Consider the following 12,375-nt stretch of genomic DNA (forward strand, 5'->3'; position numbering starts at 1 on the left):
ATCCCCTCATGCACGCCGGCCACTACCTGCAATCGCTGCTCGCCTACTGGTGGCCGTTCTGCCGGATCATGGCCGTGTTCAGTCTGGCGCCGATGTTCAGTCACAAGGCGATCAGCGTGCGTGTGCGCATCCTCCTGGCGCTGGCGCTGACCCTGGTGCTGGGCGCGGCCTTGCCGACACCGCCGACACTCGATCCGCTGTCGCTGGCAGGCATGCTGGCCACCATCGAGCAGATCGCCATGGGCCTGCTGCTGGGCCTGGCGCTGCTGCTGGTGTTCACCGTGTTCACCCTGATCGGTGACGTGGTCTCGACCCAGCTCGGGCTGTCCATGGCGGTATTCAACGACCCCATGAACGGTGTGTCCTCGGCCTCGATCATCTACCAGCTGTATTTCATCCTGCTGGCACTGCTGTTCTTCGCCATCGACGGGCATCTGGTCACGGTGAGCATCATCTACCAGAGCTTCGTCTACTGGCCGATCGGCAGCGGGCTGTTCTACGACGGTCTGCAGACCATCGCCTGGTCCATGGCCTGGGTGATTTCGGCGGCGTTGCTGATCGCCCTGCCGATTGTCTTCTGCATGACCCTGGTGCAGTTCTGCTTCGGCCTGCTCAACCGCATCTCGCCGGCGATGAACCTGTTCTCGCTGGGCTTTCCCATGGCGATCCTCGCCGGGCTGTCGCTGATCTACCTGACCCTGCCGAACCTGGCCGAGGCCTACCTGCACCTGACCCGCGACCTCTTGGACAAGATCGGCGTTCTGCTCAGGAGCGGCGGCCATGTCTGAGCAGAACAGCAGTCAGGAAAAGACCGAAGAAGCCTCCGAGCAGAAACTCAAGAAGAGCCGCGACGATGGCCAGGTCACCCGCTCCAAGGACGTCGCCACCACCGTTTCGCTGCTCGCCACGCTGTTGCTGCTCAAGCTCAGCGCCGGGGTGTTCCTGGACGGCATGCAGCAGAGCTTCAGCTACTCCTATATCAACTTCCAGCAGAGCGAGATCGGCATCGATGACCTGCAGGTGATCCTGCTGCACAACCTGCTGGTGTTCGTCAGTGTGCTGCTGCCGCTTTTGCTGACGCCGATCCTGGTCATCGCCTTCGCCCTGGTGCCGGGCGGCTGGGTGTTCTCGGCCAAGAATTTCGCGCCCAAGTTCAGCAAGCTCAACCCCATTACCGGGCTGGGGCGGATGGTCGGCGCGCAGAACTGGAGCGAGCTGGCCAAGTCGCTGCTGAAGATCTCCGCGCTGCTCGGCATCGCCGGCTGGCAGCTGTACTACGCCGCGCCACGGCTGATCGCACTGCAGCGCACCGACATCTTCAACGCCATCGGTGGCGCCTTTTCGCTGACCTTCGATCTGGCGTTTTCGCTGCTGCTGGTGTTCGTGCTGTTCTCCTTCATCGACATCCCGCTGCAGCGCTTCTTCTTCCTCAAGAAAATGCGCATGACCAAACAGGAGCGCAAGGAAGAGCACAAGAACCAGGAAGGCCGGCCCGAGGTGAAGGCGCGCATCAAGCAGCTGCAGCGCCAGCTCGCGCAGCGGCAGATCACCAAGGTGATCAAGGAGGCCGACGTGGTGATCGTCAACCCGACCCACTATGCCGTGGCGCTCAAGTACGACCCGAAAAAGGCCGAAACGCCGTTCGTAATCGCCCGCGGCGTCGACGAGATGGCGCTGTACATCCGCAAGATGGCCCAGGCCAACGCGCTGGAAGTGATCGAGCTGCCGCCGCTGGCCCGCGCCATCTACTACAGCACCCAGGTCAATCAGCAGATCCCGGCACCGCTCTACACCGCGGTAGCCCACGTGCTGACCTACATCCTCCAGCTCAAGGCCTGGAAGCAGGGTCGGCGCCAGGGCAAACCGGCGCTGGCCAGCAACATCCACATCCCCGAAGAACTGTTCAACCGAGCACGCTCATGAGCCTGATCCAGAAACTCACGCCCACCTTCAGCAGCGGTCGGATCGGCATTCCGCTGATCATCCTGTCGATCCTGGCGATGATCATCCTGCCGCTGCCGCCGCAGCTGCTGGACATCCTGTTCACCTTCAACATCGCCATGGCGGTGCTGGTGCTGCTGGTCAGCGTGTCGTCGAAGAGCCCGCTGGATTTCTCGCTGTTCCCCACGGTGATCCTGGTCACGACGCTGATGCGTCTGACGTTAAACGTCGCCTCGACGCGCGTTGTGCTGCTCGAAGGCCATACCGGCACCGGCGCGGCGGGCAAGGTGATCGAGGCTTTCGGCGAGGTGGTGATCGGCGGCAACTTCATCGTCGGCCTGGTGGTGTTCGTGATCCTGATGATCATCAACTTCATCGTCATCACCAAGGGCGGCGAGCGCATCTCGGAAGTCACCGCGCGCTTCACCCTGGACGCCCTGCCGGGCAAGCAGATGGCCATCGACGCCGACCTCAATGCCGGCCTGCTGACCCAGGAAGACGCCAAGGCACGGCGCCAGGAGGTGGCCAAGGAAGCCGACTTCTACGGCGCGATGGACGGTGCCTCGAAGTTCGTCCGCGGCGATGCCATCGCCGGCATCCTGATCCTGCTGATCAACCTGTTCGGAGGTTTCGCCATCGGTGTGTTCGTCCACGACCTGGCCGCCGGCGAAGCCTTCAAGCAGTACGCCCTGCTGACCATCGGTGACGGCCTGGTGGCGCAGATTCCCGCGCTGCTCCTGTCCACCGCGGCGGCGATCATCGTTACCCGCATCAACGAATCCAGCGACATCACCAGCCAGGTCCAGCGCCAGCTGCTGGCCAACCCGGCTTCGCTGTACACCGTCGCCGGCATCCTCTTCGTGCTCGGCATGGTGCCGGGCATGCCGCACCTGGCGTTCCTCGGCTTCGCCGCGCTGATCGGCTTCATCGCCTGGCGCGTCTCGCTGCACGAGCCGCCGGCCGCCGGTGCCGACCTCAAGGAGATCCAGCAGCTCGGTCAGGCCATGGACAAGGAGCGCGCGCAATCGCTGGCCTGGGAAGACATTCCGCTGGTCGAGCGGCTGTCGGTGTCGCTCGGCTACAAGCTGGTCGGCCTGGTCAACGAGGCCTCCGGTGCGCCGCTGCCGGCGCGGGTGCGCGGCGTGCGCCAGACGCTGTCCGAGCACCTGGGCTTTCTGCTGCCGCAAGTGCAGATCCGCGACAGCCTCCGGCTCAAGGCGTCGCAGTACGACATCTACATCAACGGCGAAAAGATCGACGGCGCCGAGCTGCACGCCGACCGCCTGATGGCGATCCCCTCGCCGGAGCTGTACGGCGAGATCGACGGCATCCTCGGCACCGATCCGGCCTATCGCATGCAGGTGGTGTGGATCCAGCCGACGGACAAGTCCCGTGCGCTGAACCTCGGCTACCAGGTGATCGACTGCGCCAGCGTCATCGCCACGCACCTGAACAAGGTGATCCGCGAGCACCTGCCGGACCTGTTCAAGCACGACGACGTCGAGCACCTGATGCAGCGCCTGACCGTCCAGGCCCCCAAACTGGCCGAAAGCCTGAAGAACGCCCTCAGCTACACCCAGCAGATGCGTGTGTACCGTCAGCTGTTGCTGGAAGAAGTGCCGCTGCGCGACATCGAGACCATCGCCAGCACCTTGCTCGAATGCAGCGAAACCACCAAGGACCCGGTGCTGCTGGCCGCCGATGTGCGCTATGCGCTGCGCCGCAGCATCGTCGCGATGGTCGCCGGTGACCGCCGCGAACTGGGCGTGTTCGTCCTGGAAAATGCGCTGGAAAACACCCTGCTCAACGCCCTGGCAATCGCGCAGCAGGCCGGGCCGGTGAGCCTGGACAACATCCCGGTGGAGCCGAGCCTGCTCAACCAGCTGCAGAACAGCATGCCGGTGGTGAAGGAAAAACTGCGCAAGGACGGCCACCCGCCGATCCTCACGGTGATGCCGCAGCTGCGCCCGCTATTGGCGCGTTACGCGCGGGTGTTCAGTCCGGGGCTGCACGTGCTGTCGCAGAACGAGATTCCCGACCGCGTCGGTGTGAACATCCTCGGTACGCTGGGCTGAGGGCGACCAGCCGCGACAACGCAGGTCCTAGTAGACCTTGCGCCGCCGCGGCAGCTGCTGCGCGACCATGGCGGTGAATTGCGCCGACGGGCGATCGAGGGCGAAGCCCATCTCGAAGCTGTCCCGGCGCGAATCCTTGCGCGACCACTGACAGATCACCACCGCCTCGATCTGCCGCACCCGTTCACCCTGTTCCGGGACGTGCAGCACCATCTCATAACAACCGCCGACCGCCAGCGGCTGGCTGGATACCAGGCGCAACCCACCTAGCGAAAGATCGGCGACATAGCCCATCGGCTCGCCGTTCAGTCGGTTGGTGACCTGGATGCTGCTGATGTGGCGGAAGCTGAAGCGACTGTGCTGGCGCATGTCCGTTGCTCGGGCAGTGGGATCGGTGCCACGGCACGGATGCGGCTTATCGCGTCCCGCTGGCAGTGTATAGAGCCAGCAGGCGACCCGATCACGCGACGAATTAAGCCGATAGCGGCGCCAACGCCCGCCAGATGCGCCGAGCGTGACGCCGATCACCCGCCGGTTTCACCGAGCCGGCCGCTACGACTGCTCGGTATCCGGCAGCGCCTCTTCGTCGCTCACCTCTTCGGCCAATCCTGGCGGCACGTTGTAGGCGCCGCCCGGCACGTCGCTTTCGCTGCCACCGGCGACATCGCCATGCGTGGTGGTGGTTTCCGGATTCTGTTCGTGGGCATCGCCGCTCTGGTCGATGGACTCGATGCTTTCGCGGCCCTGTTCGTTCTCACTCATCACGTGCTCCTCGTTCGTCGCAGCGCCCGGCCGATCCGGGGCCCCTCTGGTCTAGGAAGGGTCGGGCCGGCGGAAGTTGCAGGGCCGGGCTGGCTTTCTGGACCAATGGCCGCTCGGCGGGGCAGCTGAACTAAACCCGCGGCCGGGCAGCCAAAACTCCACTAGAACTGCCATAGAACAGAATCATGCAACTGACTTCCCGCAGCCTGCCGATCGCCGCCACCCTCAATCCGGAGCAGGATCAGTCGTCCCGGGCGTTGTACTTCGCCCTGGTTCGCGATGTCGACCAGCACGCCCGCGACAGTGCTGCGGATCACCTGCGCCTGCAGCTCGATGCTGCCGCCGCATTGCCCTGCGACCTGCCGGAAGACCCGGCCGATCTGCACGCCTGGGTTGTGCAACGCACTGAAACGGTCGGCCGCCAGTACCAGGCGTATCTCGATCAGCGCCGGGCCGGAGGAGCACGTCGCTATTTCGCCAGCAAGGCCCATGCGCTGCACTTCCTGCGCGGGGTCGCGCCAACCAAGCTGGTCGACGGTGCCTGGCTCTATGGCCTGCTGCAGCGCTGGGACGATGCCCGTTTCACCGCGCTGATCCAGACCTATCTGGAAGAGCTCGGCGAAGGCCTGCCGGAAAAGAACCATGTGGTGCTCTACCGCAAGCTGCTGGCCAGCCAGGGCTGCGATGACTGGCAGGAGCTGGACGACGAACACTTCGTCCAGGGCGCGATTCAGCTGGCGCTGGCCGAACACGCCGAGCAGTTCCTGCCGGAGGTCATCGGCTTCAACCTGGGCTACGAACAGCTGCCGCTGCACCTGCTGATCACCGCCTACGAGCTGACCGAGCTGGGCATCGACCCCTACTACTTCACCCTGCACGTCACGGTCGACAACGCCGACAACGGCCACGCGAAAAAGGCCGTACAGGGCGTGCTGGATGCATTGCCGCAGGTAGGCGACGCCGCGGAATTCTATCGACGGGTGCGCAACGGCTACCGGCTCAACGATCTGGGCGCCAGCACCGTTTCGGTCATCGGCGACTTCGATCTGTCCCGCGAGGTGCAACGCATCTTCGAGAAGAAGGCTGCCGTCGGCCAGTTCGTGCATTCGGACTACTGCCGCTTTGAAGGCCGCACCGTCAATCAGTGGCTGGCCGAGGACGTCGAGCAGTTCCTCGCCGTGCTGGACAAGCGCGGCTGGATCAAGCGCGGCCACGACCCGCAGGAAAGTCGCTTCTGGCAACTGATTGTCGGCGAACAGGCGCCGATGTTCGGCGTCTTCAGCGCCTATGAACAGCAGATGATCCATGACTGGATCGCTGACGACTGGCAGGCCGACAGCAAGCGCAGCCCGCGCGGCGCCTTGCTGCAGCGACAGGCGCTGTTCAACGGGCGCCGTGCCGCCTCGGCACCCGCCATGCCGCAACCCGCAGAGCAGGTCGGCGGCAGCGATTTCGATGAAGAGCTGCAGCTGCTCGAGCAGCAGGTGGCACGTCTGCCCGATCGCGCCGCACGCATGCGCCTGCTGCTGCCGCTGCTGGCACCGCAGCGTCACCACAGCGCCGCCGGCCTGCTGGCCACGCGGCTGTTCAACGGACTCTTCAACTGAAGGCACCACCAAGGAAAGCGACAATGACCATGGACAATGCGCAGGACCGCGCGCTGCTGCACCTGGGCCAGGCCCTGCGCGATCGCGGCTATCACTTCATCACCCCCACGCCGCTGACCCATGAACGGGTCAATCAGCGTCCGGAAAATGCACTCGCCAACGACCTGCCAGGGGTCTTCGGCTGGAGCCGCCCGTTCCAGCACGAGCTGTTGCCACCGCCACTGTTCAGCCTGATGGATCAGGCCAACGTGCTGGAGCCCTACGGCTCGCGCTCGCGCTCCAAGGTGCGCCTGTCCAGCCTCGACGGTCAGCTGTTCCTGCATTCGGCCTTTCCCACCGAGGCCAGCGATGCGGTGTTCTTCGGTCCGGACACCTACCGCTTCGCCAGCGCCATCTGCAATCACCTGAATCAGCATGCCGGCGAGATCCGCCGCGTGGTGGACATCGGCTGCGGCTCGGGCGCCGGGGCGATTCTCACCGCACTGGCGCGGCCGCAAGCCGAAGTGCTGGCGGTGGACATCAACCCGCAAGCGCTGCGCCTGACCCGCATCAATGCGGCACTGGCTGGTGTGGACAATCTGCGCGCCGAACACAGTGACCTGCTGAGCAACGCGCAGGGCGAGTTCGATCTGGTCCTGGCCAACCCGCCTTATCTGGTCGACGCCGATCAGCGTGCCTACCGCCACGGCGGCGGCCCGCTGGGAGCTGGGCTGTCGCTGGCGATTCTCGACGCGGCACTGGGCCGGCTGGCACCAGGTGGCACGCTGCTGCTGTACACCGGGGTCGCCATGATCGACAACCAGGACCCCTTCCTGGCCGAGGTGCGCCAGCGCCTGGAGCGTACCGACCTGCAGTGGGGCTACCGTGAGATCGACCCGGACGTATTCGGCGAGGAGCTGCTTGGCGGGGCTTATACCCAGTGCGATCGCATCGCTGCCGTGGTGCTGGAAGTGACGCGGGCGACGGGGTGACCGTTCCCGCGTGGAAACGCTTCGCGGTTTTCCGCCCTACGACCGGCCAGGCGTAGGGTGGATAACGCCGCAGGCTTATCCACGCACAAGTGAGCGCGCCTATCAGACCGGCAACAGCACCAGGATCAGCGACAGGCTGATCAGCGAGCCCAGCGTCGACAGCAGCACCACCCGTGACACCCGCGAGCCCTCGCGCCCATAGAACTCGGCAAGCATGTACGGGCCGGTCCCGGTCGGCAGCGCGGCGAGCAGCAACGCCGAATAGGCCCACAGCGTCGGCAGCTCGAATACCTGAAAAGCCAGATACCAGGTGATCAACGGCTGCACTACCAGCTTCAGCCCCACCAGCGGCCACACGCCCTGCACCCTGCCTCCCGGCTGTGGCTGGGCCAGAAACAGCCCCAGCGAGACCAGCGCGCAGGGCGCTGCCGCCGCGCCCAGCAGCTTGAGCAAGGTCGCCAGCGGCACGGGCAACTGCAGACCGCTCGCCGCCCAGAGCGCACCGAGCATGGGCGCGATCACCAGCGGATTGCGCGCCAGTGCACTGCTCACCTTGCCCAGCGTGCGCGACACGCCCTGCCCGGCATGCAGTCCGGTCTCGACGCAGGCCAGGGCGATGGCGAACAGCACGCAGACCACCACGATCGAGGCGACCATCGCCGGCTGCAGCGCCTCGTCGCCGAGCACCAGCATGCACAGCGGGATCCCGACATAGCCGGTGTTGGCGTAGGACGCACCCAGCGCATCCAGGCTGGCGTCGACCAGCGGCTGCTTCTGCACCATGCGATACGCAAGGGTGAAGGCGAACACGCCGAGGCAGCCGATGGCGAACGCGGCAATAAAGCCCGGCTGCCAGAGCTGCTCCCAGGTCGAGGTGGCGACGACGCTGAACAGCAGCGCCGGCAGGCCCAGCCAGACCACGAAACGGTTGAGTTCGGAAGCGCCGGTCGGCCCCATCCGCCCGCTACGACGGCACAGGTAACCGAGCAGGATCAGCGCAAAGACGGGCAGGACGACATTGACGACCGAAAACATGGACTCTCATCTGCAAGCTGGCGGCGCGACGCAGGCCGCGACCGAAACGGCCGGCCACCATAGCAAATGCGGCGGATCGTCGCGCTCAGAGTCGACCAGGCAATACCCAGCCGACCCTGGGTTTCAGCTCAATGAAGCGACGGCGAATAGCCGTTGGGTTCGGCCCGTGCGGCAGCGAACTCGGCCTCGACGCTGCCACGCATCTGCGCAGTGCCGCCGGGGAAGCCGCTGCGGTCGCTGTAGTCCCACTCCACCGACGGCACCTGCTCGGCATCCAGGGCCTTGGCGCAGCTCAGGTCCAGCGCGGTGATACCGGCCACCGCGCCAGCGGCGATGGCCGCATTGGCCTGCTCGTCGCCGTGCTCGATGCTCCAGCCGAGCCCGGCCAGGTCCAGCGCATCGCCGCCGATACGGCCATAGATCCAGGGCTTGGGATCATCCGCCAGCAGGATGCCGACGCCGGTGGCGATCTCGCGCAGCCCGCAGACACGGACCAACCCTTCGCTGCCGGACATGCCGATAAAACGCGCGACCTGCCGCGGCGCGACGAGCTGGACAACACCCAGACCGATACTGAACCAGCCCAGCCCCCGCGCCAGCGTGCGCGCGGAATGGTTGGGCCGGGTGACTTGACGTGGAATGCTCATGAAGTCTCCTCGCTCGATAACGTGGCTCGGCCGATCCCTACCTTAGGGATCGGCGATCTGCAGGCTTCAGGGTTTCAGAACGACCTTGATGCAGCCGTCATGCTTGTCGCGGAAGGTCTTGTACATCTCCGGCCCCTGCTCGAGGCTGACGCTGTGGGTGATGACGAAGGAGGGATCGATCTCGCCTTCCTGGATGCGCCGCAGCAGGTCGTCAGTCCAGCGATTGACGTGGGTCTGGCCCATGCGGAAGGTCAGCCCCTTGTTCATCGCCGCGCCGAACGGGATCTTGTCGATCAGCCCGCCGTAGACGCCGGGAATCGAAATGATGCCCGCCGGGCGGCAGACGTAGATCATCTCGCGCAACACGTGCGGCCGGTCGCTCTCGAGCATCAGCGCCTGCTTGGCGCGGTCGTACATGGAGTCGATCGAACGCGCGGCGTGCGCCTCCATGCCCACCGAGTCGATGCACTTCTCCGGCCCCTTGCCGCGGGTCAGCTCCTTGAGCCGTTCGAGCACGCTTTCCTCATCGAAGTTGATGGTGATGGCGCCGCCGGCGCGGGCCATCGACAGCCGCTCGGGCACGTTGTCGATGCAGATGACCTGCTCGGCACCCATCATCACCGCGCTGCGGATGGCGAACTGGCCGACCGGCCCGGCGCCCCATACCGCCACCGTGTCGGTGGGCTGGATATCGCACTGCGCCGCGGCCTGCCAGCCGGTGGGCAGGATGTCGCCGAGAAACAGTACCTGCTCGTCGGTCAGGCCGTTGGGGATTACCACCGGGCCGACGTCGGCGTAGGGCACGCGCACGTACTCGGCCTGGCCGCCGGCATAGCCGCCGGTGAGGTGGGTGTAGCCGTAGAGACCGGCCGTGGTGTGGCCGAACACCTTGTCGGCGATGTCCTTGTTGCGATTGGTGCGCTCGCACACCGAGAAATTGCCGCGCCGGCACTGGTCGCATTCGCCGCAAACGATGGTGAACGGCACCACCACGCGGTCGCCGACCTTGAGCTTCTTGTTCGCCGAACCGACCTCCATCACCTCGCCCATGAACTCGTGGCCCATGATGTCGCCGTGCTGCATGCCGGGCATGAAGCCGTCGTACAGGTGCAGGTCGGAGCCGCAGATGGCGCAGGAACTGACCTTGATGATGGCGTCGCGCGGGTCTTCGATGGAGGGATCGGGGACGTGGTCGTCGCAGCGGATGTCGTGCTTGCCGTGCCAGCGGAGGGCTCTCATGGACAATCTCCTGTCGGGTTTCGGAAACGCCGTCTCGGTGATTCTCCTTTGCTGCCTCGTAGCTCCTCTGTAGCCGGTGCGGCGCGCTGTCAGGGTTTTAGTAAGCAGCGCCGCACCAGAGTTGCCCGATTACCGACGGGCTGCATGCCCGCCGCCCTGCGGCGAGCACAACGGCAATGCGCTAGGGGCGATTGCGCGCGAGCGACGCGTAGCCGTCGCGGTAGCTGGCGAACCTCGGCTTCCAGCCCAGGGCGCGGGCGCGGGCATTGCTGCAACGCTTGCTGCCGGCGCGGCGGGTCATGCTCTGCTCGGCCCATTGGGTGACACCCAGCAGTTCACGCAGCCAGTCGACAACTTCATGCAGCGGCGCCGGATCGTCATCGACACCGAGATAGCACGATTCGAGCGCAACACCGCGGGCGTCGGTCTGCAGCAGAAAGGCCAGCAGCGCGGCGGCGTCGTCGCGATGGATGCGATTGCTGTACTGCGGCGGATCACGTTCGACCCGCAAGCCGGCCCGCACCTGGTTCTGCAACCAGGGCCGCGATGGGTCGTAAAGGCCACCCATGCGTACACAGGTCGCCGGTACGCCACAGCCCTGGGCGAGCCGTTCGGCCTCGAGCATGACCTGTCCGGTGAAACCGCCGGGCTCGGTGGGCGAGGTTTCGTCGATCCATTCGCCGTCACGCTGGGCGTATACGCCGGTGCTGGAGACGAAAAGCAAGCGGCGGGGCTGCTGACCGTGCTGCTGCAGCCAGCCGAGCACATTGCGCAACCCCTCGACATAGGCCTGGCGGTAGCCGGCCTCGTCATGTTCGGTGGCAGAGGCGGCATAGACCAGGTAGTCCAGTCCGCCGTTGGGCCAGCTGCGCGGGCAGGCCGGATCGGCGAGGTCACCCTTGATCGGCAGGATCGGCACCGGCAGCTCGGCGGCGTTGCGCCGCAGGCCGTAGACCGTCCAGCCGGCACGACTCATTTGCAGGCCAAGACGACTGCCAACGTCGCCGCAACCTGCGATCAACACACTCAGGCGCTTGCCCATGTTCCGCTCCCTCCGTTACACCCGCCAAACCGGCCGTATGCGCTGGAGTGTACCGACTTTCGCACCATCGCCGACTGGTTGGTTCTGCGCTTCGCAAAAGGCTATGCTTGCAGGCACTTTGATGGATGCTGACTATGACTCTGACCGAACTGCGCTATATCGTCACGCTTGCCCAGGAACAGCACTTCGGCCGTGCCGCCGAACGCTGTCACGTCAGCCAGCCGACCCTTTCGGTCGGGGTGAAAAAGCTCGAGGACGAGCTGGGCGTACTGATCTTCGAACGGACCAAGAGCGCGGTGCGCCTGACCCCCGTCGGCGAAGGCATCGTGACCCAGGCGCAGAAGGTGCTGGAGCAGGCGCAGAGCATTCGCGAGCTGGCTCAGGTCGGCAAGAACCAGCTGGCCGCACCGCTCAAGGTCGGCGCCATCTACACCGTCGGCCCCTACATGTTCCCGCACCTGATTCCGCAGCTGCATCGCGTGGCGCCGGACATGCCGCTGTACATCGAAGAGAACTTCACCCACATCCTGCGCGACAAGCTGCGCACCGGCGAGCTGGACGCGATCATCGTCGCGCTGCCGTTCCAGGAAGCCGACGTACTGACCAAGCCCCTCTACGACGAGCCTTTCTATGTGCTGATGCCAGCCGACCATCCGTGGACGGCGAAGGAAACCATCGACGCCGAGATGCTCAACGACAAGAGCCTGCTGCTGCTCGGCGAAGGTCACTGCTTCCGCGATCAGGTGCTCGAAGCCTGCCCGACCACCCGCAAGGGCGAGGCGCCGAGCCACACCACCGTCGAATCCAGCTCGCTGGAAACCATCCGCCACATGGTCGCCTCGGGGCTGGGCGTGTCGATCCTGCCGCTGTCGGCGGTAGAGAGCCACCACTACTCCCCCGGTGTGCTGGAGACCCGCCCGCTGACGCCGCCGGTGCCGTTCCGCACCGTGGCGATCGCCTGGCGCGCCAGCTTCCCGCGGCCCAAGGCCATCGAGATCCTCGCCGACTCGATCCGCCTGTGTTCGGTAGGCAAGCCGCCGTCGGCGAAAGCCTGAG

General features: G+C 65.5%; 12 protein-coding genes. 6 read left to right on the forward strand and 6 right to left on the reverse strand.

Annotated features, from left to right (window positions below):
• Positions 1-8 precede the first annotated feature (8 nt).
• Genes fliR through EA798_RS11290 form a run of 3 tightly spaced genes read left to right on the forward strand, consistent with a single transcriptional unit; the run spans position 9 to position 4,016 of the window.
• Positions 9-788 carry a flagellar biosynthetic protein FliR gene (gene fliR, locus EA798_RS11280; RefSeq protein ID WP_106156587.1) on the forward strand — a complete coding sequence of 260 codons (780 nt, stop codon included), beginning with the start codon at positions 9-11 and terminating at the stop codon, positions 786-788.
• A complete protein-coding gene (flhB, locus tag EA798_RS11285; protein WP_106156589.1) occupies positions 781-1,923 on the forward strand; it encodes a flagellar type III secretion system protein FlhB in 1,143 nt (380 codons plus the stop codon). The genes fliR and flhB overlap by 8 nt, the downstream gene beginning before the upstream one ends.
• Positions 1,920-4,016 carry a flagellar biosynthesis protein FlhA gene (locus EA798_RS11290; RefSeq protein WP_122098995.1) on the forward strand — a complete coding sequence of 699 codons (2,097 nt, stop codon included), beginning with the start codon at positions 1,920-1,922 and terminating at the stop codon, positions 4,014-4,016. Before flhB ends, EA798_RS11290 begins: the two co-directional genes overlap by 4 nt.
• Positions 4,017-4,043: 27 nt before the next feature.
• Here the strand turns inward: EA798_RS11290 and EA798_RS11295 are convergent, their stop codons facing one another.
• Complete coding sequence (locus EA798_RS11295; RefSeq protein WP_106156593.1) at positions 4,044-4,385, reverse strand: PilZ domain-containing protein; 342 nt, start codon at positions 4,383-4,385, stop codon at positions 4,044-4,046.
• 183 nt (positions 4,386-4,568) lie between these two features.
• On the reverse strand, positions 4,569-4,778 hold the full coding sequence (locus EA798_RS11300; protein ID WP_122098996.1) for a hypothetical protein: 210 nt from the start codon (positions 4,776-4,778) through the stop codon (positions 4,569-4,571).
• Between the two features lie 185 nt (positions 4,779-4,963).
• On the opposite strand from EA798_RS11300, the gene EA798_RS11305 reads away from it, so the two are divergent.
• Positions 4,964-6,385 carry an iron-containing redox enzyme family protein gene (locus tag EA798_RS11305; RefSeq protein ID WP_122098997.1) on the forward strand — a complete coding sequence of 474 codons (1,422 nt, stop codon included), beginning with the start codon at positions 4,964-4,966 and terminating at the stop codon, positions 6,383-6,385.
• 23 nt (positions 6,386-6,408) lie between these two features.
• Positions 6,409-7,356 (forward strand): methyltransferase, encoded by a 948-nt coding sequence (locus EA798_RS11310; RefSeq protein WP_122098998.1) that lies wholly within the window; start codon positions 6,409-6,411, stop codon positions 7,354-7,356.
• Between the two features lie 102 nt (positions 7,357-7,458).
• Here EA798_RS11310 and EA798_RS11315 read toward each other — a convergent pair whose 3' ends face one another.
• From EA798_RS11315 to EA798_RS11330, 4 genes are all read right to left on the reverse strand, one after another.
• Positions 7,459-8,391: an AEC family transporter gene (locus tag EA798_RS11315; RefSeq protein ID WP_122098999.1), complete on the reverse strand. Its 933-nt coding sequence runs from the start codon at positions 8,389-8,391 to the stop codon at positions 7,459-7,461.
• Positions 8,392-8,519: 128 nt separating this feature from the next.
• Positions 8,520-9,038, reverse strand: a complete 519-nt coding sequence (locus EA798_RS11320) for a transcriptional regulator (RefSeq protein ID WP_122099000.1) — start codon at positions 9,036-9,038, stop codon at positions 8,520-8,522.
• Between the two features lie 66 nt (positions 9,039-9,104).
• Complete coding sequence (locus EA798_RS11325) at positions 9,105-10,277, reverse strand: zinc-dependent alcohol dehydrogenase (protein ID WP_106156606.1); 1,173 nt, start codon at positions 10,275-10,277, stop codon at positions 9,105-9,107.
• Positions 10,278-10,458: 181 nt separating this feature from the next.
• Positions 10,459-11,319 (reverse strand): NAD(P)H-binding protein, encoded by an 861-nt coding sequence (locus EA798_RS11330; protein WP_122099001.1) that lies wholly within the window; start codon positions 11,317-11,319, stop codon positions 10,459-10,461.
• A 134-nt stretch (positions 11,320-11,453) separates the two neighbouring features.
• Here EA798_RS11330 and EA798_RS11335 point away from each other — a divergent pair, with 134 nt between their 5' ends.
• Positions 11,454-12,374 carry a hydrogen peroxide-inducible genes activator gene (locus tag EA798_RS11335; RefSeq protein WP_014822082.1) on the forward strand — a complete coding sequence of 307 codons (921 nt, stop codon included), beginning with the start codon at positions 11,454-11,456 and terminating at the stop codon, positions 12,372-12,374.
• The last annotated feature ends 1 nt before the right edge of the window (position 12,375 follow it).

Source organism: Pseudomonas songnenensis (genome assembly GCF_003696315.1).
Taxonomy (GTDB): domain Bacteria; phylum Pseudomonadota; class Gammaproteobacteria; order Pseudomonadales; family Pseudomonadaceae; genus Stutzerimonas; species Stutzerimonas songnenensis.

Bases quoted from the DNA above. Each gene is read 5' to 3' on its own strand.
- EA798_RS11325 (WP_106156606.1), bottom strand. From the start codon at position 10,277: ATGAGAGCCCTCCGCTGGCACGGCAAGCACGACATCCGCTGCGACGAC.
- EA798_RS11330 (WP_122099001.1), bottom strand. From the start codon at position 11,319: ATGGGCAAGCGCCTGAGTGTGTTGATCGCAGGTTGCGGCGACGTTGGC.
- EA798_RS11320 (WP_122099000.1), bottom strand. From the start codon at position 9,038: ATGAGCATTCCACGTCAAGTCACCCGGCCCAACCATTCCGCGCGCACG.
- EA798_RS11335 (WP_014822082.1), top strand. From the start codon at position 11,454: ATGACTCTGACCGAACTGCGCTATATCGTCACGCTTGCCCAGGAACAG.
- EA798_RS11290 (WP_122098995.1), top strand. From the start codon at position 1,920: ATGAGCCTGATCCAGAAACTCACGCCCACCTTCAGCAGCGGTCGGATC.
- flhB (WP_106156589.1), top strand. From the start codon at position 781: ATGTCTGAGCAGAACAGCAGTCAGGAAAAGACCGAAGAAGCCTCCGAG.
- EA798_RS11310 (WP_122098998.1), top strand. From the start codon at position 6,409: ATGACCATGGACAATGCGCAGGACCGCGCGCTGCTGCACCTGGGCCAG.
- EA798_RS11295 (WP_106156593.1), bottom strand. From the start codon at position 4,385: ATGCGCCAGCACAGTCGCTTCAGCTTCCGCCACATCAGCAGCATCCAG.
- EA798_RS11315 (WP_122098999.1), bottom strand. From the start codon at position 8,391: ATGTTTTCGGTCGTCAATGTCGTCCTGCCCGTCTTTGCGCTGATCCTG.
- EA798_RS11300 (WP_122098996.1), bottom strand. From the start codon at position 4,778: ATGAGTGAGAACGAACAGGGCCGCGAAAGCATCGAGTCCATCGACCAG.
- EA798_RS11305 (WP_122098997.1), top strand. From the start codon at position 4,964: ATGCAACTGACTTCCCGCAGCCTGCCGATCGCCGCCACCCTCAATCCG.
- fliR (WP_106156587.1), top strand. From the start codon at position 9: ATGCACGCCGGCCACTACCTGCAATCGCTGCTCGCCTACTGGTGGCCG.